27 protein-coding genes and 1 tRNA gene are annotated in these 24268 nt (G+C 63.9%); 12 read left to right on the forward strand and 16 right to left on the reverse strand.

From position 1 onward, the window contains the following. Positions 1-46: 46 nt before the first annotated feature. Positions 47-685: a peroxiredoxin gene (locus ACK4S9_RS06855; RefSeq protein WP_281909993.1), complete on the reverse strand. Its 639-nt coding sequence runs from the start codon at positions 683-685 to the stop codon at positions 47-49. A 112-nt stretch (positions 686-797) separates the two neighbouring features. Next, positions 798-1184 (reverse strand): diacylglycerol kinase, encoded by a 387-nt coding sequence (locus ACK4S9_RS06860; protein WP_409723304.1) that lies wholly within the window; start codon positions 1182-1184, stop codon positions 798-800. A gap of 133 nt (positions 1185-1317) precedes the next feature. Between ACK4S9_RS06860 and ACK4S9_RS06865 the strand changes: the two genes are divergently transcribed. Then, complete coding sequence (locus tag ACK4S9_RS06865) at positions 1318-2118, forward strand: IclR family transcriptional regulator (protein WP_409723307.1); 801 nt, start codon at positions 1318-1320, stop codon at positions 2116-2118. Positions 2119-2219: 101 nt separating this feature from the next. Here ACK4S9_RS06865 and ACK4S9_RS06870 read toward each other — a convergent pair whose 3' ends face one another. From ACK4S9_RS06870 to ACK4S9_RS06880, 3 genes are all read right to left on the reverse strand, one after another. Continuing rightward, positions 2220-3419: a serine hydrolase gene (locus ACK4S9_RS06870; RefSeq protein ID WP_409723309.1), complete on the reverse strand. Its 1200-nt coding sequence runs from the start codon at positions 3417-3419 to the stop codon at positions 2220-2222. A gap of 163 nt (positions 3420-3582) precedes the next feature. Continuing rightward, entirely contained in the window at positions 3583-4278 is a 696-nt protein-coding gene (locus tag ACK4S9_RS06875) for a nitroreductase (RefSeq protein ID WP_409723311.1), read from the reverse strand. Continuing rightward, positions 4275-5201 (reverse strand): DMT family transporter, encoded by a 927-nt coding sequence (locus ACK4S9_RS06880; protein ID WP_409723313.1) that lies wholly within the window; start codon positions 5199-5201, stop codon positions 4275-4277. The genes ACK4S9_RS06875 and ACK4S9_RS06880 overlap by 4 nt, the downstream gene beginning before the upstream one ends. 339 nt (positions 5202-5540) lie before the next feature. Between ACK4S9_RS06880 and phaP the strand changes: the two genes are divergently transcribed. After that, complete coding sequence (gene phaP, locus ACK4S9_RS06885; protein ID WP_409723315.1) at positions 5541-6125, forward strand: TIGR01841 family phasin; 585 nt, start codon at positions 5541-5543, stop codon at positions 6123-6125. 63 nt (positions 6126-6188) lie between these two features. Here the strand turns inward: phaP and ACK4S9_RS06890 are convergent, their stop codons facing one another. From ACK4S9_RS06890 to ACK4S9_RS06915, 6 genes are all read right to left on the reverse strand, one after another. After that, the gene (locus tag ACK4S9_RS06890; RefSeq protein ID WP_409723319.1) at positions 6189-6911 is read right to left on the reverse strand and encodes an ABC transporter ATP-binding protein; all 723 of its coding nucleotides are present in this window, start codon (positions 6909-6911) and stop codon (positions 6189-6191) included. Positions 6912-6919: 8 nt separating this feature from the next. Beyond that, positions 6920-7705: an ABC transporter ATP-binding protein gene (locus tag ACK4S9_RS06895; RefSeq protein WP_409723321.1), complete on the reverse strand. Its 786-nt coding sequence runs from the start codon at positions 7703-7705 to the stop codon at positions 6920-6922. Further along, complete coding sequence (locus tag ACK4S9_RS06900) at positions 7702-8913, reverse strand: ABC transporter permease subunit (protein WP_409723324.1); 1212 nt, start codon at positions 8911-8913, stop codon at positions 7702-7704. Before ACK4S9_RS06900 ends, ACK4S9_RS06895 begins: the two co-directional genes overlap by 4 nt. A gap of 16 nt (positions 8914-8929) precedes the next feature. After that, the gene (locus ACK4S9_RS06905; protein ID WP_409723326.1) at positions 8930-9859 is read right to left on the reverse strand and encodes a branched-chain amino acid ABC transporter permease; all 930 of its coding nucleotides are present in this window, start codon (positions 9857-9859) and stop codon (positions 8930-8932) included. A 287-nt stretch (positions 9860-10146) separates the two neighbouring features. Continuing rightward, positions 10147-11088 (reverse strand): 4-hydroxy-3-methylbut-2-enyl diphosphate reductase, encoded by a 942-nt coding sequence (gene ispH / locus ACK4S9_RS06910; RefSeq protein WP_409723329.1) that lies wholly within the window; start codon positions 11086-11088, stop codon positions 10147-10149. A gap of 14 nt (positions 11089-11102) precedes the next feature. After that, positions 11103-11552, reverse strand: a complete 450-nt coding sequence (locus tag ACK4S9_RS06915) for a peptidylprolyl isomerase (RefSeq protein WP_409723331.1) — start codon at positions 11550-11552, stop codon at positions 11103-11105. Positions 11553-11657: 105 nt separating this feature from the next. Here ACK4S9_RS06915 and radC point away from each other — a divergent pair, with 105 nt between their 5' ends. The 5 genes from radC to ACK4S9_RS06940 all read left to right on the forward strand — a co-directional run bounded on the left by radC (position 11658) and on the right by ACK4S9_RS06940 (position 14506). Beyond that, a complete protein-coding gene (radC, locus tag ACK4S9_RS06920) occupies positions 11658-12329 on the forward strand; it encodes a RadC family protein (RefSeq protein ID WP_409723334.1) in 672 nt (223 codons plus the stop codon). A gap of 143 nt (positions 12330-12472) precedes the next feature. Beyond that, positions 12473-12835, forward strand: coding sequence for a hypothetical protein (locus ACK4S9_RS06925; RefSeq protein ID WP_409723337.1), 363 nt, complete (start codon positions 12473-12475; stop codon positions 12833-12835). A 322-nt stretch (positions 12836-13157) separates the two neighbouring features. Continuing rightward, complete coding sequence (rpmB, locus tag ACK4S9_RS06930) at positions 13158-13394, forward strand: 50S ribosomal protein L28 (RefSeq protein WP_026354825.1); 237 nt, start codon at positions 13158-13160, stop codon at positions 13392-13394. A 13-nt stretch (positions 13395-13407) separates the two neighbouring features. Next, a complete protein-coding gene (gene rpmG, locus ACK4S9_RS06935; protein WP_005665735.1) occupies positions 13408-13575 on the forward strand; it encodes a 50S ribosomal protein L33 in 168 nt (55 codons plus the stop codon). Positions 13576-13759: 184 nt separating this feature from the next. Continuing rightward, entirely contained in the window at positions 13760-14506 is a 747-nt protein-coding gene (locus ACK4S9_RS06940; protein WP_409723341.1) for a hypothetical protein, read from the forward strand. 180 nt (positions 14507-14686) lie between these two features. Here the strand turns inward: ACK4S9_RS06940 and ACK4S9_RS06945 are convergent, their stop codons facing one another. From ACK4S9_RS06945 to ACK4S9_RS06965, 5 genes are all read right to left on the reverse strand, one after another. Further along, complete coding sequence (locus ACK4S9_RS06945) at positions 14687-15901, reverse strand: fatty acid desaturase (RefSeq protein WP_409723343.1); 1215 nt, start codon at positions 15899-15901, stop codon at positions 14687-14689. A gap of 151 nt (positions 15902-16052) precedes the next feature. Then, positions 16053-17336 carry a mechanosensitive ion channel family protein gene (locus tag ACK4S9_RS06950; RefSeq protein ID WP_409723346.1) on the reverse strand — a complete coding sequence of 428 codons (1284 nt, stop codon included), beginning with the start codon at positions 17334-17336 and terminating at the stop codon, positions 16053-16055. Positions 17337-17345: 9 nt separating this feature from the next. After that, positions 17346-18653, reverse strand: a complete 1308-nt coding sequence (locus tag ACK4S9_RS06955; protein WP_409723349.1) for an RsmB/NOP family class I SAM-dependent RNA methyltransferase — start codon at positions 18651-18653, stop codon at positions 17346-17348. A 41-nt stretch (positions 18654-18694) separates the two neighbouring features. Next, positions 18695-19312, reverse strand: a complete 618-nt coding sequence (gene purN, locus ACK4S9_RS06960) for a phosphoribosylglycinamide formyltransferase (RefSeq protein WP_409723352.1) — start codon at positions 19310-19312, stop codon at positions 18695-18697. A 71-nt stretch (positions 19313-19383) separates the two neighbouring features. Beyond that, complete coding sequence (locus ACK4S9_RS06965) at positions 19384-19791, reverse strand: barstar family protein (protein WP_409723430.1); 408 nt, start codon at positions 19789-19791, stop codon at positions 19384-19386. Between the two features lie 403 nt (positions 19792-20194). Between ACK4S9_RS06965 and ACK4S9_RS06970 the strand changes: the two genes are divergently transcribed. From ACK4S9_RS06970 to ACK4S9_RS06990, 5 genes are all read left to right on the forward strand, one after another. Next, positions 20195-20704 carry a glycine zipper 2TM domain-containing protein gene (locus ACK4S9_RS06970; protein ID WP_409723354.1) on the forward strand — a complete coding sequence of 170 codons (510 nt, stop codon included), beginning with the start codon at positions 20195-20197 and terminating at the stop codon, positions 20702-20704. A 105-nt stretch (positions 20705-20809) separates the two neighbouring features. After that, entirely contained in the window at positions 20810-21589 is a 780-nt protein-coding gene (locus ACK4S9_RS06975; RefSeq protein ID WP_409723357.1) for a spermidine synthase, read from the forward strand. Positions 21590-21614: 25 nt separating this feature from the next. After that, positions 21615-23423, forward strand: coding sequence for a GspE/PulE family protein (locus ACK4S9_RS06980; RefSeq protein WP_409723359.1), 1809 nt, complete (start codon positions 21615-21617; stop codon positions 23421-23423). Positions 23424-23485: 62 nt separating this feature from the next. Beyond that, positions 23486-23561 (forward strand) — tRNA-Lys (locus tag ACK4S9_RS06985). A 147-nt stretch (positions 23562-23708) separates the two neighbouring features. Beyond that, on the forward strand, positions 23709-24224 hold the full coding sequence (locus tag ACK4S9_RS06990) for a hypothetical protein (protein ID WP_409723361.1): 516 nt from the start codon (positions 23709-23711) through the stop codon (positions 24222-24224). Positions 24225-24268: the final 44 nt, after the last annotated feature.

A 24268-nucleotide genomic window follows, 5' to 3' on the forward strand; every position in this document is an offset into this window, starting at 1 on the left:
GTAGGGTGGACGGCAGAGCCGTCCACCCCACGAAAAGCGGCGACGCTTATTTATTCGGCTGCGGGGTCAGGCGCAGGTAAGGACGCGGCGAGGTATAGCCTTTCGGATACTTCTGCTCGATGACGGCCGGATCCTGCACGGTCAGCGGAATGATGACGTCGTCGCCATCCTTCCAGTTGCCCGGCGTGGCCACGGTGTAGCCATCGGTCAGTTGCAGAGCGTCGATCACGCGCAGCACTTCGTCGAAGTTGCGGCCGGTGCTCATCGGATAGGTGATGATCAGGCGCACCTTTTTGGCCGGATCGATCACGAACAGCGAGCGCACGGTGGCGGTGGCCGAGGCTTCCGGGTGGATCATGTCGTACAGGCTGGATACCGACTTGTCGGCGTCGGCGATGATCGGGAAGCCGACCACGGTCTGCTGGGTTTCCTCGATGTCCTTGATCCAGGCACGGTGCTGGTCGGCCGGATCGACCGACAGCGCGATCGCCTTGACGTTGCGCTTGTCGAACTCCGGCTTCAGCTTGGCGGTCAGGCCCAGTTCGGTGGTGCAGACCGGGGTGAAGTCGGCCGGGTGCGAGAACAGCACCACCCAGGAATCGCCCGCCCACTCATGGAAGCGGATCTTGCCGATGCTGGAATCCTGTTCGAAATCGGGGGCGGTATCGCCGAGGCGTAAGGTCATCGTCATTTCTCCATGTAATTGGATGTCGGGTTGCTACATCAAGACATAGTCTAAGAGCAGCGGGCAGTTTAGCAAACGACGCTTTAGTTATTTGCTTGTTCCACAATCATGTTTAGAAAAACCGGCTGTACAGCACGACCGCCCAGATGGCCGCCGCCAGCAGCAAGGCCAGCGCGACGGCCGCGCTGCCCATGTCCTTCGCGACCTTCGACAAGGGATGGCGCTCGAGCGAGATGCGGTCGACGACGGCCTCGATGGCCGAATTGATGATCTCGACGATCAGCACCACGACCAGCACGCCGATCAGGGCCAGCTTCTGGAAGCCAGACAGCGGCAGCAGCAGGGCCACGACGCTGGCGATGGCGATCAGCACGACCTCTTGCCGGAAAGCGGCCTCGCTGCGCCAGGCCCAGGCCAGGCCATCCCAGGTATTGCGGCAGGCGGCGAAGATGCGGGCGATGCCGCGCCTGGTCTTGAACTCGCTGGTCGGGTGTTCCATTGGCTTGTCGGAAATAAATATAGGATTGTCATTATGCCGTGCTTGCCATGGCTTGCACACAGCGCCCCATCGGTTTGCACCAGCGTTTCACATCATGGTATAAAGGGGTAATACTGCACTGCACAAAGCCCTCATGAAAATGGAAACCCCAGAACTGGCAGCCGCTGCGTCGGGCAAGACCTCGATCCAGGTGATCGAACGCATGATGGCGCTGCTCGATGCGCTGGCCAACTATTCCGATCCGGTCAGCCTGAAGGAATTGTCGAAGGTCTCGGGCCTGCACCCCTCGACCGCGCACCGCATCCTGAACGACATGGTGGTCACGCGCTTCGTCGACCGCGTCGAACCGGGCACCTACCGCCTCGGCATGCGCCTGCTCGAACTGGGCAACGTGGTGAAAAGCCGCCTGTCGGTGCGCGAAGCGGCGCTCGACTTCATGCGCGCCCTGCACAAGAAGACCCAGCAGACCGTGAACCTGTCGGTGCGCCAGGGCGACGAGATCGTCTACATCGACCGCGCCTATTCGGAACGCTCGGGCATGCAGGTGGTGCGCGCGATCGGCGGCCGGGCGCCACTGCACCTGACCTCGACCGGCAAGCTGTTCCTGTCGATCGACGACGCCAAGGCGATCCGCGCCTACGCCACCCGCACCGGCCTGGCCGGCCACAACAAGAATTCGATCACCGACCTGGCCCGCTTCGAGCGCGAGCTGAGCCTGGTGCGCGCGCGCGGCTATGCGCGCGACAACGAGGAACTGGAACTGGGGGTGCGCTGCATGGCCGCCGGCATTTTCGACGACAGCGGCAAGCTGGTGGCCGGCCTGTCGATCTCGGCGCCGGCCGACCGCCTGCAGGAAGAATGGCTGGAAGACCTGGTGCAGACCGCCTCGAGCATCTCCGCGACCCTGGGCTACCGCCCTGCTCCCGCACTGTGAACGCTGCTGCCCCAACGTAGGGTGGGCGGCACAACCGGGGCGGGCAAATCGGCGCTCCGGGTGGAGCCGCCCACCCTACGGACCAGTAGCTCGCGGCGTGATCAGTGCAGCACCGGCGCCGCCGCGGTGGCGCTGCTCATGATGGGGACCTCGGTATTTCCCAGCGTTCCCGGCGCCAGCACGTCGAGCTTGTCGGGCGCCAGCGACTCCAGGAAACGGCGTACCCGGCCCGCGTCGGCGGTGCGCGACATCTTGCCCTTCGAATCCAGGAACACCATGATCACGTTGCGGCCGTGGATGGCTGCCTGCATCACCAGGCAGCGGCCCGCTTCGTTGATGAAGCCGGTCTTTTGCAGGCCGATGTTCCAGTCCGGCAGCGCCACCAGGTAGTTGGTGTTCGCATAGCGCATCGGCCGGCCGCTCGCCTTCACGACGGAATTGGGCGTGGTGGAGAATTCGCGCAGCAGCGATTCGCCGTGGGCGGTGGCAACCAGGCGCGCCAGGTCGCGCGCGCTGGACACGTTACGGCTCGACAGGCCGCTCGAATCGACGAAGCGGGTATCCTTCATGCCCAGCTCGCGCGCCTTGGCGTTCATGGCCGCCACGAAGGCCTGGATGCCGCCGGGGTAGTGGCGACCGAGCGCGGAGGCGGCGCGGTTTTCCGAACTCATCAGGGAAATATGCAGCATCTCGCGGCGCGTCATGCGCGTGCCCACCGGCAGGCGCGAGCTGGAATACTTGTGGCGGTCGACGTCGGCGTCGGCGATGCGCAGCACCTCGTCGAGGTCCTGCCCGGCCTGCACCACGACCAGGCCGGTCATGAGCTTGGTGATCGAGGCGATCGGCAGGGCGATGTTGGCGTTCTTTTCGAACAGCACTTCCGAGCTGTTCTGGTCGAGCACGAAGGCGACGTTCGAACGCAAGGACAAGGGATCCGATGTACCGCGCAGGCCGGCGGCATCGCCGAAGGTGCGCGGATCGACCACGGCCGCGGCGGCGCCGGCGCGGCGCACCGCGTGATAGGTGACCTTGCGCTTGCCGCGCACCATTTCCACGCGGCGCACCATGCGCTGGCGGTTGTCGTCGGCAATGGCGTGGGCCAGGTCCTTGCGCTTGGCAGGCGCGGCCTTGCGACCGGTGGCGCGCTTTTTCTTGGCGGCCTTCTTCTTGGCCGGCTGGGCCTTCTTCGGTTTGGATTCGGCGGCCGCGCCGGCGCCCGCACCGGCGCCCGCGCCGGCCGCGTTGACGGGCTGGAGCGCAAACAGCAGCGAAACGATGGCAGCCAATGCAACTTTGAACATCTCGAACCCTTCGGCGCAAACTGATGAGGTACGGAATGCAGTTTAGCGGAACGCCGCTTGATCGCAAGCGAAAAGACACGTTCCGTGCGGCAACAGTCAAAAACCAACAATCCTTAACAATCAAGTATTTACGCTTGCATTGTCGCGCAACTTGCGCTGCGCTTTACGTCATGAAGCGGGCAAAGTGTCCGACCGGTTCGCGCTCGGTAACGAGCGAATTCTCGATCTTGCCGGGGTCTGCCCAGCCGAGCGCCATGCCGCACACCACCATTTCATTCTCCGGCAACCCGAGCTGCCGCGCAATCACGCGGTGATACTGTGTGAAGGCTGCCTGCGGACAGGTGTCGAGGCCGCGGCCGCGCGCGGCGACCATGATGTTCTGCAGGAACATGCCATAGTCCAGCCAGGAGCCCTGCTCCAGGATGCGGTCGATGGTGAAGATCAGGCCGACCGGCGCGTCGAAGAAGCGGTAGTTGCGCGCGTGCTGGGCCGCCATGCCGGCCTTGTTGTCGCGCGTGAGCCCCAGCAGGGAATACAGGTCCCAGCCCACCTTGCGGCGCCGGTCGACGTAGGGCGAGATCCATTCGCGCGGGTAGTAGGCGTATTCCTCGGCGTGCTGGCTGGCCTGCCCGGGCTCGGCGGCGACCGCCAGGATCGCCTCGCTCAACTCCTCGCGCGCCTGCCCCGTCAGCACGTAGACCTTCCATGGCTGGGTATTGGTGCCCGAGGGCGCGCGCGCCGCCACCTCGAGGATGCGCTCGATGTCGGCACGCTCGACCGGCTTGGGTAGAAAGGCGCGGATCGAGCGGCGCGAGGTGATGGCGGCGTCGACGGCTTCCTGCTGGGGGCTGTGGATCATGGGGTCTCCTTGTTGTGTGGTTTCTTGACGACGAATGCAACGCCCAGCACGGCGACGAGCATGCCGGCCACGGCCAGCGGGCCGAAGGACTCGCCGAACAGCAGCCAGGCCATGAGGGCCGTGGTGGGCGGGGTCAGGTACAGCAAACTGGTGACTTCGGTGGCGCGGCTGCGCCGGATCAGCGTGAACAGCAGGAAGATCGCGCCGATCGACAGCGCGAAGATCGACCACAGCCATGCGATGACGAAATCAAGGCTCCAGGTAATGCTGGAAAAGCGCGGGTCCAGGCCTTCGAGCGCGATGGCCAGCGGCAGCAGCGCCAGCACGGTGGCGGCGAACTGGATCACCGTGCCGGTGCGCAGGTCGAAGCCCGGGCAATGGCGTTTCTGGTACATGGTGCCGGCCGTGATGCAGAACAAGGCGAACACGCACAGGGCGATGCCGCTTGCGGTGAGCCCGGCCAGGTGCAGCTTGCTGTAGACCACCAGCAGCACGCCGGACAGGCCGAGCGCGAAACCGAGCCACTGGCGCGGGCGAACCCGCTCGCCGATCAGGGGCGCCGCGGCCGCCGTGAGGATCGGCTGCATGCCGACGATCAGCGCGGTCAGCCCGGCCGGCATGCCGATCTTGATCGCGGCCCAGACCCCGCCCAGGTAGCCGGCCTGCAGCAGCAGTCCGGCCACGGCCACGTGCAGGATCTGGCCGCGCGGCCAGGGTGCGCGCAGGATGAACACGACCGGCAGCAGCACCGCCAGCACGCCCAGGCAGCGCAGGATCACGAAAGTCAGCGGCGGCGCGTACGGCAGGCCGAGCTTGGCAACGATGAAGCCGGTACTCCACAAGAACACGAACAGCAGCGGAACGGGCGACAGCCAGGCAGCGGCAGGGGCGGAAGGCGTGCTTGTTCGGGTACCGGAAGACATGAATGGATCGCTGCGGGGCAGCGCGATGGAGGCTTGGCGAAAACACAAGCCATCAGTCTAGCACGCCGGCGCCCGCGCTTCCGGCCGCCGCGGAAAGTAAGATTACTTGCGTTAAATCAACGCTAAGTCCTTGAAATTTCTTGCAAACAATGCATTCAAGAAATTTATGCACACGCGATGGTGCGACGCATCAAATTCGCTTGACTCGTTCGAGAACATGGTTGAAAATTCGCCCTGTTGCGGTGCACAAAAAAGAGTTTCGTTGAGCCCATACGAAAAAAACCTGCCTCACCGGTCCAAGCAACATTTCCACTAAACGCACTGAAATTGGAGAGTCACATGTTTGCAATTCCTGAGCAGTTCTCGAATGCCACCAAAGCCAACCTGGAGTCGCAGTTCGCGCTGATGTCCTCGCTGACCGCCAAGACCTTCGAAAGCATGGAGAAACTGGTCGAGCTGAACATCAGCACCGCCCGCAGCACCCTGGAAGAATCGTCGAACGTCACCCGCCAGCTGCTGAGCGCCAAGGATCCGCAGGAGTTCTTCTCGGTCACCACGTCGCAGGCCCAGCCGGCCGCTGAAAAAGCCCTGTCGTACAACCGCCAGCTGGCCGCCATCGCCACCGGCACCGGCGCCGAGTTCTCGAAGGCCGCCGAAAGCCAGATCGTCGAAACCAACCGCAAGGTCATCGCCCTGGTCGACGAAGTGAGCAAGAACGCCCCGGCCGGTTCGGAAACCTTCGTTGCCGCCGTCAAGACCGTGATCAGCAACGCCAACGCCGGCTACGAGCAGTTCAGCAAGACCAGCAAGCAGGCTGCCGAAGCGATCGAAAACAACGTCAACGCAGCGGTGAGCCAGTTTTCGGCGACTGCTCGCAAGGCTACCGCTACTGCCGCTGCCGCGACCCAGAGCGCTGCCGCCTAAGCTGCGACTGGTCAAATGAAAAAGCCGGGACTTGTCCCGGCTTTTTGCTTTTTGCGTTTCTGCTCACTCGCCCAGGTAGGCCGCCTGCACCCGCGGATCGTTCAGCATGTCCGCCGCCTTCCCCGTCATGGTCATGGTTCCCGACTCCATCACGTAGCCCCGGTGCGCCGCCTGCAGCGCCAGCCTGGCGTTCTGCTCCACCAGCAGGATCGTGATGCCCTGGTTCGAGACGTCGCGGATCACCTCGAAGATCTTCTCCACCATGATCGGCGACAGGCCCATCGAAGGCTCGTCCAGCAGCAGTAGTAGCGGGTGGCACATCAGCGCGCGCGCCATCGCCAGCATCTGCTGCTCGCCGCCCGACAGCGTGCCGGCCAGCTGGCTGGAACGCTCCTTCAGGCGCGGGAACACCGCGTACCACTTCTCGATGTCCGCCGCGATCCCGTCCTTGTCGTCGCGCGTGTAGGCGCCCATCAGGAGGTTCTCGTGGATGCTCATGCGGGTGAACACGCCCCGCCCTTCCGGCACCATGGCCAGCTTCTGCTGGACCATGCGAAAGGACGGTGTGCCGCCCAGCGGCCGGCCCAGGTAGCTGATCTCGCCTTCCACCTTGCACGGCGGGAGCGTGCCGGTGATGGCCTTCAGGGTGGTGGTCTTGCCGGCGCCGTTGGCGCCGATCAGGGTGACCAGCTCGCCCTTGTTCACTTCCAGGTCCAGGCCCTTGACCGCCTTGATGCCGCCGTAGGCCACCTGCAGGCCCTTGATGCTCAGGATGTTGTCGCTCATGTCCTTGTTCACTGAGGTGCTCCGCCGAGATAAGCCTTGATCACGGCTTCGTTCCTCTGGATGTCGCTGGGGATGCCTTCCGCGATCTGCTTGCCGTACTCGAGCACGGTGATGCGGTCGCACAGGCCCATCATCAGCTTGACGTCGTGCTCGATCAGCAGCACGGTCTTGCCTTCGTTCTTGATTTTCACCAGCAGCTCACGCAGGGCCAGCTTCTCGGTGGCGTTCATGCCGGCCGCCGGCTCGTCCAGCGCCAGCAGTTGCGGATCGGTGGCGAGGGCGCGCGCGATCTCCAGGCGGCGCTGATCGCCGTAGGACAGGTACTTGGCGGTGCGGTTGGCATACTGGCCGATGCCCACGAATTCCAGCAACTCCTGCGCGCGCCGGCGGATCGCCGCCTCCTCTTCGCGCGCCGCCCGGTGGCGCAGGATCGCGCCGAGCACGCCCTGGCGGGTGCGCACGTGGCGCCCCACCATCACGTTTTCCAGCGCGCTCATCTCGCCGAACAGGCGGATGTTCTGGAAGGTGCGGGCGATGCCGGCCTTGGCCACCTCGTGCGGAGCCGAGGGCGAATACGGCTTGCCGGCCAGCTCGAACGTGCCGCTGTCCGGCTGGTACAGGCCGGTGATCACGTTGAAGAAAGTGGTCTTGCCGGCGCCGTTCGGGCCGATCAGGCCGTAGATCTGGCCGCGCTCGATGCGGATGCCGACGTCGGTGAGCGCCTGCAGGCCGCCGAAGCGCTTGTTCACGCCACCGATGTTCAGGATCAGGTTCGTCGAATGCAGCGCGCTCATGCCTTGGTCCCCTCTTCTTCCTCGCGCGCCAGGGCCGCGTTGGGTCGCTCCTCCCGGTTCGGCGAGGGCCACAGCCCGGCCGGGCGCACCAGCATGATCAGCACCAGTGCCAGGCCGTAGAGCAGCTGGCGCAGCACCTCGGCCTCGATCACGACGGTGCCGAACAGCGCCTGCTGGGCCGGCTCCACCACGTGGCGCAGCACTTCCGGCAGCGCCGCCAGCAGCACGCCGCCCAGCACCACACCGGGGATGTGGCCGATCCCGCCCAGCACCACCATCGCCAGCACGGCGATCGATTCGGTCAGCGAGAACGACTCCGGCGATACGAAGCCCTGGAAGGCGCCGAACATGGCGCCCGCCACGCCCCCGAAACTGGCGCCCATCGCAAACGCCAGCAGCTTGACGTTGCGGGTGTTGATGCCCATCGCCTTGGCCGCGATCTCGTCCTCGCGGATCGCCACCCAGGCGCGTCCCAGGCGCGAATGCTGCAGGCGCGAGGTAATAAAGATGGTGGCGATGGTGAGAAACAGGAAAAGGAAGTAGTAGGCGTTCACCGAGGGCATCGAGAAGCCGCCGATGTACACCGTGGCCTGCGATCCCGCCTCGCCCGCCAGCGACACGCCGAACACGCGGATCGGGTCGATCATGTTGATCCCCTGCGGCCCGTTGGTGAAGTTGATCGGGTCGTTCAGGTTGTTCATGAAGATGCGGATGATCTCGCCGAAGCCGAGCGTCACGATGGCGAGGTAGTCGCCGCGCAGCTTCAGGGTCGGCGCGCCCAGCAGCGCGCCGCACAGGCCCGCCACGATGGCCGCCAGCGGCACGATCGCCCACACCGACAGGTGGATGCCGTTCTGCTGGATCTCGGGCCCGAAGAAGCTGACCAGGGCTTCGCCCAGCGCCGGCGAATAATAGATGACCGATTCCAGCAGGCTTGCAAACTGCGGCGATGAGAACAGCCCGACCAGGTACGCGCCCACCGCGAAGAAGGCGATGTAGCCCAGGTCGAGCAGGCCGGCGAAGCCGACCACGATGTTCAGGCCCAGCGCCAGCATGATGTAGAGCAGCGCGATGTCGATGATGCGCACCCAGGAGTTGCCGAACTGGGAAGCGACGAAAGGGAAGACCAGCATCAGGGCCAGCACCGCCGCCATGCTGAGGTAGGCCTGGCGCGGCTTGCGCTGGACGTCGAAAGTCAGGAGTGCCATGGTGTGTCCTCCTCCCTTACGCGCGGTCCGCCACGCGCTCGCCCATGATGCCGGACGGGCGCAGGGTCAGCACCAGGATCAGCACGACGAAGGCGAAGATGTCCTGGTAGTGGCTGCCCAGGAAGCCGCCGGTCAGGTCGCCGATGTAGCCGGCGCCGAGCGCTTCGATGATGCCCAGCAGGATGCCGCCGATCATGGCGCCGTAGATGTTGCCGATCCCGCCCAGCACGGCGGCGCAGAAGGCCTTCAGGCCCGGCAGCATGCCCATGGTGAAGGTGACCGAGGCGTAGTTGGCGCCCCACATCACCCCGGCCACCGCGGCCAGCGCGGCGCCGATGGCGAAGGTGGCGACGATCACGCGGTTCGAGTCCACGCCCATCAGGCCGGCCACGCGCGGGTTCTCGGCCACGGCGCGCATCGCCCGGCCCATGCGGGTGCGCTCGACCAGCAGCACCAGGCTGACCATCGCCACCGCCGCCAGCACCAGCAGCAGGATCTGGGTAGGCGAGATCAGGGCGCCCATGATCTCGACCGGCTCGGGCGAGAGCAGTTGCGGGAAAGGCAGCGGGCTGCGGCCCCAGATCATCATGGCGAAGGTCTGCAGCAGGATCGACACGCCGATCGCGGTGATCAAGGGCGCCAGGCGCGGCGCGTTGCGCAGGCGGCGGTAGGCGACGCGCTCGATCACGATGTTGACCAGGATGGCCACCGGAATCGCGCCGAGGATGGCGATGGCCAGTTGCAGAGCGCCGGACAGGCCGGGCGCATGGGCATCCAGCAGCTTGAGGATGGTGAGGCCGACCATGGCGCCGATCATCAGGACGTCGCCGTGCGCGAAGTTGATCAGGTTGAGCACCCCGTAGACCATGGTGTAGCCGAGGGCCACCAGGGCGTACATGCTGCCCATGACCAGGCCGTTGAGGATTTGTTGGATGAATGTTTCCATCGTGCGCGTTCGCTTTCGTTGCGGTCAAATGAAAACGGCACTGCCGGGTATCCCCGCAGTGCCGTCCTTGGCCTGGCGTTCATGTTCCGATGGCCGTCATGATAACTTGGCAAATGGAAAACTTACACCGGAAATTTCCCTGGGCTGCCGATTTTCGTAGGGTGGACGGGGTAGATCTGGGCAATGCCCGGAACTACAAACGTCTGCGCGTCCAATTCCCGGACGCGCTGTGATAACGCATGCACTATTTGAACGCGCGGTCGGCGGAGCCGACCACCCTACAGCCATTACGCGGCTTTCGCCCCATCCAGCCCTTTCGGCAGCGGGAACACCACGTTCTCTTCGACGCCCTCGAGCGCACGCACGCTGGCCGCACCCAGCTCCTTGAGGCGGTCGATCACGGCCTGCACCAGCACTTCGGGGGCCGAGGCGCCGGCGGTCACGCCGATGCGCTTCTTGCCGGCGATCCATTGCGGATCGATCTTGCTGGCGTTGTCGACCATGTAGGCCGGGGTCCCCATCTTCTCGGCCACTTCGCGCAGGCGGTTCGAATTGGAACTGTTCGGGCTGCCGACCACGACCACGACTTCCACCTGCGGCGCCATGAACTTGACGGCTTCCTGGCGGTTGGTGGTGGCGTAGCAGATGTCGCCCTTCTTCGGCTCGATGATGTTCGGGAAGCGCGCCTTGAGCGCGGCGATGATCTCGGCGGTGTCGTCCACCGACAGGGTGGTCTGCGACACGTAGGCCAGCAGGTCGGGATTGTTCACCTGCAGTGTCGCCACGTCTTCCACGGTCTCGACCAGGTGCATGCCCTCTTCGGCCTGGCCCATGGTGCCTTCGACTTCCGGGTGGCCGTCGTGGCCGATCATGACGATCTCGCAGCCCTGCTTGCGCATCTTGGCGACTTCGACGTGGACCTTGGTCACCAGCGGGCAGGTGGCGTCGAAAATGGTCAGGCCGCGCGCTTCGGCCTCGAGGCGCACGGCTTTCGAGACGCCGTGGGCCGAGAACACCAGGGTATTGCCCGACGGGACGTCTTCGAGTTCCTCGATGAAGATCGCGCCCTTGTTGCGCAGGTCTTCGACCACGTAGGCGTTGTGCACGATCTCGTGGCGCACGTAGATCGGGGCGCCGAACTGGTTCAGGGCGCGCTCGACGATCTCGATGGCGCGGTCAACGCCGGCGCAGAAGCCGCGCGGCTGGGCAAGCAGAATTTCGTTGTCCATGAAGGTTTCCTGTTTTACAGAACCGAAATCAGTTGTACTTCGAATTGCAGGGCCTGGCCGGCCAGCGGATGGTTGAAATCGAACAGCGCGGTGGTCTCGCGCATTTCCAGCAGCACGCCGGCGAAGCGGCCGCCCTTGGGTGCGTTGAATTCGATCAGCTCGCCCACCTTGTAGTCGGCGTCGGGCACCGAGTTCTCTTCCAGCGTCGCCTTCGACACCGGCTGGATCAAGTCGGGATTGCGCTCCCCGAACGCTTCCGCAGCGCTGAGCTGGAAGGTTTCGTGCGCGCCCTCCGGCAGGCCGATCAGGCGCGACTCGAGGAAGGGTGCAAGCTGGCCCTGGCCCAGCAGCAAGGTGGCCGGCGTGCCCTTGAAGGTAGTGACGAGATCAGTACCGTCGGCGGTGGCAAGCCGATAATGCAGGGTCAGGTAGGACGATTCGTTGACGACTGGAGCGTTGGACATGTTCTTTGTGGTGACAGGCAGGCCTGTTGCAGGCAAACCGCTATTGTAAGCCACGCCCGGCGCCTCTGCCCCCGGCGCGTCCGTTTTTATCGCAAGGATCAGACAATGAGAATCACTGAATGGCCGAAGGAGCAACGTCCACGCGAACGGCTGCTGAGCGGCGGCCCCGGGGTCTTGTCGGATACTGAACTGCTGGCGATCTTCCTGCGCGTCGGCGTCGCGGGAAAAAGCGCCGTGGCGCTGGCGCGCGACATGCTCGACCACTTCGGCTCGCTGCACCGGCTGCTGCACGCCAGCTCGAGCGAGTTCGGCGCCCTGCACGGGCTCGGCCCGGCCAAATATGCCCAGCTGCAAGCGGCGATCGAACTGACGCGCCGCGCCGTCGCCGAAGAGTTCGAGCGCAAAGGCATGTGCTCGCCGGATGCGGTGCGCGCCTGGCTGCGCCACCAGTTCGCGCTGCAGGCGCACGAATCCTTCGTCGTGCTCTTCCTGGACGTCAAGAACCGCCTGATCAACTACGAAGAAATGTTTCGCGGCACGCTAACGCATACCAGCGTGTACCCGCGCGAGGTCGTCAAGGCGGCGCTGCGCCGCAATGCCGCGGCCGTGATCCTGGCGCACAACCACCCGTCCGGCGTGCCGGAACCGAGCGAAGCCGACCTGCGCCTGACCTCGAGCCTGGCGCAGGCGCTGGCCCTGGTCGATATCCGGGTCCTGGATCACTTCGTCGTGGCGGGTTCCCACGTGTACTCGTTCGCCGAACATGGACAGTTGTAATTGGAGATAAGCCGCGTCCCCAGCAAGAACCACGCACCTGTGCCCCGAGTCGAAACAAGTGCGTCCTGGATGGTGTCCAGGACGTCATCCTTGCGATCGCGGGGAATCATATGGCTGTGCTTCATTCTTGAAAGGGGATAAAAATGAAAACAAGCAGGATGTGGGCTGCAGCGGGATGCCTGTTGGCAGGCCTGAGCGCCAGCGTGGAAGCACAAGACACGACCTTCACCTTGGTCAACAACACGGAGTTCACGGTGCGCTCGGTGTACATCTGGCCGGTGACGACCGACTACCGGGGACCAGACCGGCTCGGGACCGACTACATCCCGAGCGGACGATCCCACACCTTCCGCCCCCTGGACGACGAGTGCCGGTACAACATCCGCGTCACACTGACGGACAGCAACGACGAGTTCCGCACCAATGGCGTCGACCTGTGCGGGTTGGGCAAACTGACGCTGTATTACGACTACGAGGAGCGCGATCTGAGGGCTAGCGTGGACTAGGCGACCGGGCGGAGACACGCGCGAATCGTCCGCCAGCCCAGCCGTGGTGAGCGGCGCCGCAGCAGCACGAGGCTGCGGTGGGCGCTGTCGCGCCTGTGTCTCTGGCTTCTCCGGCCACCGATACGGCCGTCCATGTCCAGTCCCCAGGCGCGAGCATGAACAGACAAGACCGTAAAAACAGGGCTTTACATCACTCATCCACAATTGTTAAATCCGTTGAATGACGCAAGACACGATTGTTTTTCGCAAGTGATTGATTTCTCGTTGGTTTCCACGCTATACTCTCGTTTTTCCAAATCTGGATATTCTTAAGGAGTGCACTATGGCACGTGTCTGCCAAGTTACCGGCAAGGGAGTGATGGTTGGCAACAACGTCTCCCACGCTAACAACAAAACCAAGCGTCGTTTCCTGCCGAACCTGCAGAACCGCCGCATCTTCGTGGAATCGGAAAACCGCTGGGTCTCCCTGCGTCTGTCCAACGCCGGTCTGCGCGTGATCGACAAGCTCGGCATCGACGCCGTGCTGGCCGACATGCGTGCCCGTGGCGAAAAAGTTTAATTAGGGAGCTATCATGGCAAAAACTGGCCGCGACAAAATCAAGCTGGAATCGACCGCAGGTACCGGTCACTTCTACACCACCACCAAGAACAAGCGCACCATGCCGGCGAAGATGGAAATCACCAAATTCGACCCGAAGGCACGCAAGCACGTGATCTACAAGGAAACCAAGATCAAGTAATCGATCTTGCTCCAGTTAAAAAGCCGCCCGTTTCGACTGGCGGCTTTTTTATTGCCGGGTCCGGCACGTGCCGTCGCGAATACAACACCGCCTTGACTCGGCGCAGCGGCATGGAGTGCGAATATTGCAATGGTCGCCCGGCCGTGAAAGCATAAGGACTTGCCGACTTCGCCACGAGCCCAGCATGCATGCGCTGCTGACATTGCCTGTGTTGTCCATCCTGGCCGCCTGCATGGCGTGCGCCCTGCCCGCGCACGCCCAGCCGCCCGGTCCCGAGGGTGTGCCGATGGTCGAAGTCAAGGCCGCCGCACGCACGCGCCTGCTCCCCTACCGGCCCCTGTTCTATCCAATGGCCAAGGCGGTCCAGAAAAACCTGCTCGGGCGCGCCGTGCTGGCGGTGCAGCTGCGCCCCGCGCACGCCGGCGTCCGTACCGACGACCTGGTCCTCTGGCTGGAAGGCGGCGGCGAATCGCTGCCGATGCGCGCCGACGAACACGGCCTGTACATCGTGCCGGTCGCCGACCGGATCGCGCAGCAGGACGGCGGCTTCTCGATCAACAAGAATCCCGCCGAACTGCGCGCCAACCTGGTGCTCATCCCTACCCTGGCGCCGGATGCCTGGACGGTCGGCGAAATGCGGCGCCTGCTGCGCGACGTGCACGCCACCATCGATCCGCTCGTGCCCTGGCACCACCGCTTCCTGAACTGGGCCTCGACGCGCAAGCTGGGCGTGTCGGTGTGCAGCCTGTCGCCGCGCGCCCAGGTCGAGGTGGTCGACGGCGAGCGCCTGCTGGCGCGCTACCCCACCAGCGAGCCGGCACGCAACCACGCGAATGCCCCGGTGTATTGCCACCGCTTTACCGGCAACGAGGATTTCGACCCGCGTGCGCGGCTGGTGCTGCCTGAAGACGCGCAGGTGCTGCTGATCTAAGAAGATGTCGCACCGAGCGTAGGGTGGGCGGGTCTTCCCGCCCACGCGGTGATCGTTACAGGCTCCGATGTCGGGCGGGATGATCTTGCGGCAAACTATCACCGCGTGGGCGGAGAATCCGCCCACCCTACAAAAAAACGGCTCCCGAAGGAGCCGCCCGTTGTTGTCTTATCAAACCGCTTATGCGTAGCTGCGCAGGCGCAGCGAGAAGTCCTGCAGCGACTTGATGCCCGAGGCTTCGGCGCGTGCGCACCAGTCCTGCAACTGCTGCAGCAACTGGTCGCGGGTCGCGTGCGAACGTTCCCAGATCGCGCCCAGTTCCACGCGCATCTGGTGCATGGTTTCCAGCGCCTTGCTGTGCTGGAACAGCTCGACCAGCTGCTGCTTCTGCGACTGCTCCAGCTTGGCCGGTTCGCGCTGCATCAGCTTGCGCGAGCTCTTCAGGAAACGTGCTTCCAGCTCGGCCTTGTGCTTCAGGTGCTCGAATTCCTCGCGGAAAGCATGACGCACCGACTTGGCATACTTGGCCATCACGTCGTAACGGTTGGCGATCACCGACTGCAGGGTGTCGAGGTCGGCAACCATCTTGTCCTTGGCGAACTTCGGCGCCGGCGCGACCTTTTTCACCTTGGCAAGGCGCAGGGTTTCCAGGATGCGGATGTAGCCCCAGCCCAGGTCGAACTCGTACCACTTGCTCGACAGCTTGGCCGAGGTGGCGAAGGTATGGTGGTTGTTGTGCAGTTCCTCGCCGCCGATCAGGATGCCCAGCGGGAAGATGTTGGTGGCCGCATCGCTGCAGTCGTAGTTGCGGTAGCCCCAGTAGTGGCCGATGCCGTTGATGATGCCGGCCGCGGTGATCGGAATCCACATCATCTGGACTGCCCACACCGAGATACCGACGATGCCGAACAGCGCAACATTGATGAACAGCATCAGCACCACGCCCATGGCACTGTGCTTCGTGTACAAGTTGCGCTCGATCCAGTCGTCCGGGGTGCCATGGCCGTATTTCTCCATGGTTTCCTTGACCTTGCTTTCAGCACGGTACAGCTCGGCGCCTTCGAACAGCACCTTGCGGATGCCGCGGGTCTGCGGGCTGTGCGGGTCTTCTTCGGTATCGCACTTGGCGTGGTGCTTGCGGTGGATCGCTGCCCACTCCTTGGTCACCTGGCCGGTGGTCAGCCACAGCCAGAAGCGGAAGAAATGGCTCGGAATCGGGTGCAGGTCGAGGGCACGGTGCGCCTGGTGGCGATGCAGGTAGATCGTCACGCTGGCGATCGTGATGTGCGTCAGCACCAGCGTGGCGATGACGACCTGCCAAGCGGTGAAGTCGAGCAGGCCGGTCGACAGGAAGCTCAGCACGGCTTGCACGGGTTCGCTACTAAAGAAATTCATTCAGTCTCCATGGATATCGCGTCGACACGCCAACAGTCGCGGCGGCTCGCAACCCGATATTTTACGCGGTTCCACTGCCACGCGGCACGCAATAAAACTTTAACGCATGCCTTATTTCAAGGAGCCGTCGGGGTTCGTGCCACAAGCGATGTCATGTGGGCATCGGCTGGCTGACACTCGCGCTCGGATAACCAAGCTTGATCTCACCTGTCTGGACAAGTTCGTGAATCTTCTTGTTGACGTTGGAGATGGGGCCACCCTGCCCGTTTTCGGGATCGCCCAGCCAGAAGCCGACCTCCAGTTCGTAGCCGTCCGGCGTGAACGCGTTGAGCAGCACGTTTGGCGCCGGCGCTTCCAGCACGCGGGGGACGCCGCGCGGCAGTGCTTCCAGCAGCGGCATGACGGTCGAGAGGTCGCTGTCGTAGGACACGGTCAGCCTGGTCACCGCGCGCACGTTGCGGTTGGTCCCGGATTGGTTCATCACGACACCCGTGATCAGCATTTCGTTCGGCAGCAGGGTCTGGGTGCCGTCGGTGCCGCGCAGCACGGTGTAGCGCGTATTGATGCGCGCCACCTTGCCGGAATACTTGTCGAGCGTGATCGGATCGCCGATCGTCAGGCTGCGTTCCAGCAAAATGATAAAGCCGGACACGTAATTACTGGCGATACGCTGCATGCCCAGACCGAGGCCGACGCCGAGCGCGCCGCCGAACACCGACAACACGGTCAGGTCCAGGCCGGCCAGATCCAGGCTGAACAGCACTGCGACGAGGATCAGCACCGCCCGACTCATGCGCGCAAGCACCACCCGGATCGACGTATGCATGCGCTCGACATGCATCAGGCGCTCCTCGAGCGCCGCGCCAGCCCACAGCGCCAGCATCATCAGGACCACGATCGACACGAGCCCGCCGACCAGGTCCGCCAGGTTCAGACGATACTTGCCGATCGGCAGTGTGATTCCCTCGAAGTAGCGGATGACATCCGGCAGCACGCCGACGATGTGCAGGGCCACGCCGAGCCACACGACCAGCGCGAAAATCTTTTCGAAGGTCTGCAGCGCCTCCCCCAGCGGGCCGTGGCGCGCGAACACCCGGCGCAGCAGGTAGAAGAAGGTACGGATGACGGTGAACGAGGACGCCAGCGGCACCGCGATGTCGAGCAGGTGCACGCTCTGGTAGTGCGCCATGACGGCGCGCGTGGTTACCAGCAGGCCCAGGATCAGCAGCGGCGGCAGCACGCGGCTGAAGCTGGCCATGCCCAGGCCGATCAGGCCCTGGTGCTGGTCCTGGTGGCTCTGCAGCCAGGAACGGTGCATCAGCCGCGCCAGGCCCCAGCCGACCCCGATACACAGGACGATGGCAAGCGCCTGCCACAGGATGGCAGGCTGTCGGATATCGCCGAGCAGGTCGGCCAGCAGTTGCTGGAGCGGCATGTGTCGGCGTTATTCCTCGGGCTGGTCGACTTCCGACTCGTCAGCCGGGGCTGGCTTGGCTTTTGCCTTGCGCTCGAGCACGGCCGCGAAGAAACCGTCGGTCTGGTGCTTGTGCGGCAGCATCTTGAGGTACTGGTCCATTTCGAGCGGAATCTTCTGCTCGGCCAGCACCTTGCTCATCGGCACCAGTTCAAATTCCGGATGGGTAGCCAGGAACCCTTCGACGATCACGTCGTTTTCTTCGTTCAGCAGGCTGCAGGTGGCGTACACCAGGCGGCCGCCGTTCTTGACCAGGCGCGCGGCGCCGTCCAGGATCGAGGCCTGCTTTTCCTGCATCTCGGCCACCGCTTCCGGGCGCTGGCGCCACTTGACGTCCGGGTTGCGGCGCAGGGTGCCCAGGCCGGAGCAAGGCGCGTCGACCAGCACGCGGTCGATCTTGCCGGCCAGGCGCTTGATCTTGGCGTCGCGCTCGTGCGCGATCAGCTGCGGGTGCACGTTCGACAGCCCGCTACGCGCCATGCGCGGCTTCAGCTTGGCCAGCCGCTTCTCGGAGACGTCGAAGGCGTACAGGCGGCCGGTATTGCGCATGGTCGCGCCCAGGGCCAGGGTCTTGCCGCCGGCGCCGGCGCAGAAGTCCACCACCATCTCGCCGCGGCGCGCGCCGACGATCTGGGCCAGCACCTGGCTGCCCTCGTCCTGCACCTCGATCGCGCCTTCCTTGAACAGCGGCAGGTTCTGCAGCGCCGGCTTCTTCAGGACGCGCAGGCCCAGCGGCGCATACGGCATCGGCTCGGCGGCGATCGGCGCCTTGGCCAGTTCGGCGATGACCTCGTCGCGGTTGGCCTTGATGGAATTGACGCGCAGGTCGAGCGGGGCAGGCGTATTCAGCACGGCGGCCAGCTCCAGCGCCTCGGCTTCGCCGAACTGCGCCACCAGCTTGTCGTACAGCCAGGCCGGCAGGTTGGCCTGCATCTGCGGCGGCAGCAGCGAACGGTCGACTTCCTTCACGCGGGTGAGGAGATGGGTTTCGTCCTCGCTCAGGCCGCCCAGGGCGTCGATGCCGACGGTCTCGGCCAGGCCCAGCAAGGCCAGCTTGCGCATCGAAGGCGTGTTGCCGGCGCCGGCGAAGTCGGTATAGAAGGATTTGTTGCGCAGGACGGCATAGACCGCCTCGGCGATGACGCCGCGCTCGCGGCCGCCGAAACGTGGATGGTCCTTGAAGTAGCGCGACAGGGTGACGTCGGCGGGCGACATAAAGCGCAGGATCTCGCGCAATACTTCTTCGGTATTGCCGATGATCGCTGGAGGCAATCTCATGGTGTTCCTTACTCAGTTAAAACTGATCAAATGCTTGTGGTTTAGGCGGCCGCAGCGTCAAGGATGCGCACCTCGCCGTTTTCAATACTGAGCCTGTCTTCGACGAAGAGGCGCACCGCATACGGGTACAGCTTGTGTTCTTCGACCAGCAGACGGGCGGACAGCGTTTCCTCGGTGTCGCCAGGCAGCACCGGAACGCGCGCCTGGGCCACGATCGGACCGTGGTCCAGCTCGGCCGTCACGAAGTGAACGGTCGCGCCGTGTTCCTTGTCGCCGGCATCGATCGCCTGCTGGTGCGTGCCCAGGCCCGGGTACAGCGGCAGCAGCGATGGGTGGATGTTCAGCATGCGGCCGGCATAGTGCTCGACGAAAGGCGCCGTCAGGATGCGCATGAAGCCGGCGAGCACGACCAGGTCGGGGACGAAGCGGTCGATCGTCTCCTGCAGCGCCGCATCGAACTCGGCACGCGTGGCAAATTCCTTATTTGATACGACCGCGGTCGGGATGCCGCGCGCCTGCGCATAGTGCAGGCCCTTGGCTTCCGGCTTGTTGCTGACGACGGCGGCGATCCGGGCCGGCCAGGCTTCGTTTTCCATGGCGCGCACGATCGCTTCCATGTTGCTGCCACGGCCAGAAATCAGGATGACGATATTTTTCATAGCGCGCATTGTACCGTATCGCCGGCGGGCAACCGCAGCGGGCGATGGCGGCTCAGCGCTGAAGCGGCCGCCTATGTCGGGATGGCGAACGAGTAGAATACCCGGAACGGGACCTTCTTTTCGGCCCAGAATTCGGCCGCGTCGCGGAAGACGTCGAGCAGGTTTTCGCGCGCTTCCTTGTCAAATTTTTGCGCACTGGGCAATTGCTCGAGAACGACGAGGAAGCCCGGCTGCGGGCCGGCCTCGGCAACGGTCTCGGTCAGGCATTTGCGCAGCGCGTCAAAATTCTTGCTGCAAGGCTTGGGGAAATAAAAGTTCTCGCCGATGCGGGCGCACACCTGCTGCTTGGTCAAGGTATTGGCACAATGTGCATACAGGAAATGCTGACCCAGGCGCGCAGCCTCCTGCTGCAGCTCGGCGACGCGGAAGGCGCGGATCGACTGCACAAGATTGGGCGGCACTCTCATCAACAAATTCATTTTTTCCTCAAGCTGACCAGGTCGGTGTGATGTGGCCATGTCTGCGCCACGTGCGCGACGCTTGGCATGCGCCGCATTCATCTCTCCCGCTGTTGTTTCCATACGCCAATAAAAAGACCCTTAGTGTGTAAGGGTAACGTTTTGTGGTATGGGAAGCAACCCAAATGTGATTACAGGAATTGCATTTGTAAGAATTGGTATGCACTCATCTGTATAAACAAGGCCCTCGGCAACAGCCCCGCCATTCTTGCGCGAGCCGGAAAATGCTTGCGTTGCTGTTACATTTTGTTGCCACGTGGATTGGGATGAGGCTGGCCGATCGGATTACCATAGGAGGCATGAAAGTCCGGTCGGTTCCCTGCTCCCCCACCAGACTCGTCGATTGCCCACTACGAGGTAGAACATGAATACTCAAGCCAAACTGATCATTGCTGCAATGGGTCTTGCCACGCTGCCGCTGGCCCAGGCCCAGGACTTCGAAGACTTCGGCCGCGTGGTGCGCGTCCAGCCGCGCCTGGAAGAAATCCGGATCCCGCGCCAGGAATGCCGTACCGAATACGTGCAGGTGCCGGTCCAGCAGCAACGCGGCGTCGGCGGCGGCATCGTCGGCGGCGTCGTCGGCGGCCTGCTCGGCAACCAGGTCGGCAGCGGCAGCGGCCGTGTCGCCGCCACGGCCGCCGGCGCCATTGCCGGCGCCATGATCGGCGACCGTTCGGAAAACGCCAACCGCGGCGGGCCTGCCGTGCAGGAACAGGCCGTGCGCCAGTGCCGCACCGTCGACACGATCGAATCGCGCACCAACGGCTACGACGTCACCTACGAGTTCCGCGGCCAGACCTACAACACGGTGATGAACCGCGACCCGGGCAACCGCGTGCGCCTGCGCGTCTCGGTCCAGCCGATCGATTACTGATTCCCGCGCCGGCCTTGCGCCGGCAACCCGCAGCGCTTGCCGAAGGCGTGCTTGCGCTGCGGGAACCCCTCCCCCGATAATAGGGCGATTCAACCAGGTTGCCCTATGCTCATCAAACGCAAATCCATCGAACAGGCCGAATCCTCGCGCCGTCCCGCGCGCAAGCCCAAGTTCGCCCCCGTCACCCTGTCAGAACAGGACGGCGTCCGCTATCTCCATTTCGGCACCGAATGGGTGCAGGGCGCGATGCGCATCCGCAAGCCGGACTGGCCGGAACTGGAATACGCGCAGCAGATGATGGCCTGGATGCTGTTCATCGACGCGCCGCGCGCCATCGCCCAACTGGGCCTGGGTGCCGCTACCTTGACCAAGTTCTGCTACCGCCAGTTCCCTGAGGCGAGCGTGACCGCCGTCGAGCTCAATGCCTCGGTGATCGGCATCTGCGCCTCCATGTTCAAGCTGCCGCCCAATGACGAGCGCCTGAACGTGGTGGAGATGGACGCGATGGATTTCGTGCTCGACCCGGCCAATCACGGCGCCTTCGACGTGCTGCAGTGCGACCTGTACGACGCCACCGCGCGCGGGCCGGTGCTGGACACGCCGGAGTTCTACCAGGCCTGCAACGACTGCCTGCTTGATGGCGGCATCATGACCGTCAACCTGTTCGGCGACCACCCGAGCTTTGCCAAGAACCTGAAGGCGATGAAGTTCGCCTTCGAGCACGTGATCTGCCTGCCGGAAGTCCACGACGGCAATGTGGTGGCGCTGTGCTTCAGGAACCGTCCGCAGCTGGACAAGGAAGCGCTCACTCACCGTGCAGCCCAGATCACAGCAGCCACCAAGCTGCCGGCGAAGTCCTGGGTCAAGGGCATCCTCGCCGCCTGAACCACCCCACCATCGGGAGCCGAACGTGAATACGCCTGCCATCCCCGCTTCTTCCAGGACGCCACGCCTGCGGTCGCTCGATCTGCAGTCCATCTTCTCCTGGCTGCTGGCGGACGGGATCGTCACCAAGGAGAACGTGAAGGCGCTGTTCGCGCAGGCACAGGGCATCCTGAAGAACGCGGCCGGATCCATGCATCCGCTCACGGCCGTGGCCCAGTGCAAGCTCGTCTCGAACCTGCCCCCGCACCGGCTGCTGACCCTCGACGCGCTGACCGAATGGTGCGCCAGCAAGGTCGGCCTGCCCTTCATCCGCATCGATCCGCTGAAGATCGATTTCACCAAGGTGGCGGACGTGATGTCGGCCAGCTACGCGGCGCGCTTCAATATCCTGCCGGTGGACATGAGCGCGTCGACCCTGGTGGTGGCGACGGCCGACCCGGCCAATGTGGAATGGGAAGCGGAAATCGCCAAGGTGTCGCGCCGCAGGATCGAGCTGGTGCTGGCCAATCCGCTCGATATCGCGCAGTACATCTCGCAGTTTTTCAGCCTGGCCAAATCGATCCGCGACGCCAACCGCCATAACGGGCAAGACCTGGCGATGCGCAGCAATTTCGAGCAGCTGGTCGAGCTGGGCAAATCGAACAAGCAGTTCGATGCCAACGACCAGCACATCGTCAACATCGTCGACTGGCTGTGGAGCTATGCCTTCGAGCAGCGCGCGTCCGATATTCACCTGGAGCCGAAGCGCGAATTCGCGACCATCCGCTTCCGCATCGACGGCGTGCTGCACCAGGTGTACCAGGTGCCGGCCGTGGTGATGATTGCGATGACGGCGCGCATCAAGCTGCTCGGGCGGATGGACGTGATCGAGAAGCGGCGCCCCCAGGATGGGCGGATCAAGACGCGCACCGCCGGGGGCCAGGAAGTCGAATTGCGCTTGTCGACGCTGCCGACGGCGTTCGGCGAAAAGCTGGTAATGCGTATCTTCGATCCGGAAGTGGTCGTCAAAACGCTGCCGGAGCTGGGCTTTCCGCCGGACGACGCGGCGCGCTGGGATGCGCTGACCAACCGGCCGCACGGGATCATCCTGGTGACCGGGCCGACCGGCTCGGGCAAGACGACCACCCTGTATACGACGCTGAAGGCGCTGGCCACCAGCGAGGTGAACGTGTGCACGGTCGAGGATCCGATCGAGATGGTGGAGTCGTCGTTCAACCAGATGCAGGTGCAGCCGGGGATCGATCTGTCGTTTGCCGATGGCGTGCGGGCGCTGATGCGGCAGGACCCGGACATCATCATGGTGGGCGAGATCCGCGACCTGCAGACGGCCGAGATGGCGATCCAGGCGGCGCTGACGGGACACCTGGTGTTCTCCACCCTGCATACGAACGATGCGCCGGCCGCGGTGGTGCGCCTGCTTGAACTCGGCGTGCCCGACTATCTGCTGGAAGCAACCCTGATCGGCGTAATGGCGCAACGACTGGTGCGCACGCTCTGTGCGGACTGCAAGGCGCCCGGCGGCGAGCTCAGTGACGAGGTGTGGCAGGGCATCGGGGGGGCGTGGAAGATTCCCAAGCCCGGCGTGGTGTATCGGCCGATCGGATGTCCGGAATGCCGGCAGACGGGGTATCGGGGACGCACCGGCATCTATGAACTCCTGACCGTGAGCGAAGGGTTTGCGCGCGTGGTGCGCGAATCGGGCGAGATCCAGAAGCTGCGCCAGCAGAGCGTGGCGGACGGCATGAAGCCGCTGCGCATCGCGGGAGCCATGAAGGTGGTCGAAGGCGTGACCACCGCCGACGAGGTGCTGAAGGTGACTGCCGCGCTGGTGTGATGCGCTCTTGTTCAGGTAGCACTAGCGCAAACCGGAATGCCCGGCTATAATGCTGCCTCTTCGGGTCGTTAGCTCAGTTGGTAGAGCAGCGGACTTTTAATCCGTTGGTCGCTGGTTCGAGCCCAGCACGGCCTACCAGAATTAGTTGTAGCAAAGAAGGCGTTACGAGTGATCGTGACGCCTTCTTTGTTTTTTGCGCTCCCCCTTGCGAGGCAGCGCGCAATCGAACTCGCCGGCACTGCGGATAGCGTTAAGATATTTACAGCTCATTCGACAGCGTGTACCGTGAAATTCGTCCAGAACGTCTTCCTCCTCGGCTACATGCTGATCGTCGCCCTGTTCTTCGTGTGCGGCGTGGGCCTGATCATTCTGGCGGGCGTGGAAACCTGGCAAGCGCTCGATCCTCGCGACAATTTCAAGGTGCGGGAACGTTTCGAACTCATCCTGGAATGCGTCGGCCTGCTGACCATCGCCGTCGCCTCCCTGGAACTGGGCCAGACCGTGCTCGAGAAAGAAGTGCAGCGCTCGGTCAACATCAGCGCCCCGACCCGGGTGCGCCGCTTCCTGTCGCGCTTCCTGATCGTGGTCGTGGTGTCGCTGTCGATCGAATGCCTGATCGGCGTGTTCCAGTTCATGCACGGCCGCCCGGAATACCTGCCGCATGCGGCCTCCATCGGTGTCGCCGCCGCCGCGATCCTCGCTACCTGGGGCATGTTCGTCCGCATGAATGTCGAGGCCGAAAAACTCGAGCCGCACTCGATGAACGACGTCATGGCCGAGGACAGGGAAGTCGAGCGCTGAGCGACCCGCCCGGCGCCGCACCAACAAATTGACACGAAGCACTT

The organism is Massilia sp., assembly GCF_046293535.1.
Lineage (GTDB): Bacteria > Pseudomonadota > Gammaproteobacteria > Burkholderiales > Burkholderiaceae_D > Telluria.

Coding starts and splice junctions, on each gene's coding strand:
- rpmG (WP_005665735.1), top strand. CDS start 13,408: ATGGCAAAAACTGGCCGCGACAAAATCAAGCTGGAATCGACCGCAGGT.
- ACK4S9_RS06890 (WP_409723319.1), bottom strand. CDS start 6,911: ATGAGCGACAACATCCTGAGCATCAAGGGCCTGCAGGTGGCCTACGGC.
- ACK4S9_RS06975 (WP_409723357.1), top strand. CDS start 20,810: ATGCTCATCAAACGCAAATCCATCGAACAGGCCGAATCCTCGCGCCGT.
- ACK4S9_RS06875 (WP_409723311.1), bottom strand. CDS start 4,278: ATGATCCACAGCCCCCAGCAGGAAGCCGTCGACGCCGCCATCACCTCG.
- ACK4S9_RS06895 (WP_409723321.1), bottom strand. CDS start 7,705: ATGAGCGCGCTGCATTCGACGAACCTGATCCTGAACATCGGTGGCGTG.
- ACK4S9_RS06865 (WP_409723307.1), top strand. CDS start 1,318: ATGAAAATGGAAACCCCAGAACTGGCAGCCGCTGCGTCGGGCAAGACC.
- phaP (WP_409723315.1), top strand. CDS start 5,541: ATGTTTGCAATTCCTGAGCAGTTCTCGAATGCCACCAAAGCCAACCTG.
- ACK4S9_RS06900 (WP_409723324.1), bottom strand. CDS start 8,913: ATGGCACTCCTGACTTTCGACGTCCAGCGCAAGCCGCGCCAGGCCTAC.
- ACK4S9_RS06855 (WP_281909993.1), bottom strand. CDS start 685: ATGACCTTACGCCTCGGCGATACCGCCCCCGATTTCGAACAGGATTCC.
- ACK4S9_RS06950 (WP_409723346.1), bottom strand. CDS start 17,336: ATGCCGCTCCAGCAACTGCTGGCCGACCTGCTCGGCGATATCCGACAG.
- ACK4S9_RS06925 (WP_409723337.1), top strand. CDS start 12,473: ATGAAAACAAGCAGGATGTGGGCTGCAGCGGGATGCCTGTTGGCAGGC.
- ACK4S9_RS06880 (WP_409723313.1), bottom strand. CDS start 5,201: ATGTCTTCCGGTACCCGAACAAGCACGCCTTCCGCCCCTGCCGCTGCC.
- ACK4S9_RS06940 (WP_409723341.1), top strand. CDS start 13,760: ATGCATGCGCTGCTGACATTGCCTGTGTTGTCCATCCTGGCCGCCTGC.
- rpmB (WP_026354825.1), top strand. CDS start 13,158: ATGGCACGTGTCTGCCAAGTTACCGGCAAGGGAGTGATGGTTGGCAAC.
- ispH (WP_409723329.1), bottom strand. CDS start 11,088: ATGGACAACGAAATTCTGCTTGCCCAGCCGCGCGGCTTCTGCGCCGGC.
- ACK4S9_RS06905 (WP_409723326.1), bottom strand. CDS start 9,859: ATGGAAACATTCATCCAACAAATCCTCAACGGCCTGGTCATGGGCAGC.
- ACK4S9_RS06945 (WP_409723343.1), bottom strand. CDS start 15,901: ATGAATTTCTTTAGTAGCGAACCCGTGCAAGCCGTGCTGAGCTTCCTG.
- ACK4S9_RS06915 (WP_409723331.1), bottom strand. CDS start 11,552: ATGTCCAACGCTCCAGTCGTCAACGAATCGTCCTACCTGACCCTGCAT.
- ACK4S9_RS06970 (WP_409723354.1), top strand. CDS start 20,195: ATGAATACTCAAGCCAAACTGATCATTGCTGCAATGGGTCTTGCCACG.
- ACK4S9_RS06870 (WP_409723309.1), bottom strand. CDS start 3,419: ATGTTCAAAGTTGCATTGGCTGCCATCGTTTCGCTGCTGTTTGCGCTC.
- purN (WP_409723352.1), bottom strand. CDS start 19,312: ATGAAAAATATCGTCATCCTGATTTCTGGCCGTGGCAGCAACATGGAA.
- ACK4S9_RS06955 (WP_409723349.1), bottom strand. CDS start 18,653: ATGAGATTGCCTCCAGCGATCATCGGCAATACCGAAGAAGTATTGCGC.
- ACK4S9_RS06860 (WP_409723304.1), bottom strand. CDS start 1,184: ATGGAACACCCGACCAGCGAGTTCAAGACCAGGCGCGGCATCGCCCGC.
- radC (WP_409723334.1), top strand. CDS start 11,658: ATGAGAATCACTGAATGGCCGAAGGAGCAACGTCCACGCGAACGGCTG.
- ACK4S9_RS06965 (WP_409723430.1), bottom strand. CDS start 19,791: ATGAATTTGTTGATGAGAGTGCCGCCCAATCTTGTGCAGTCGATCCGC.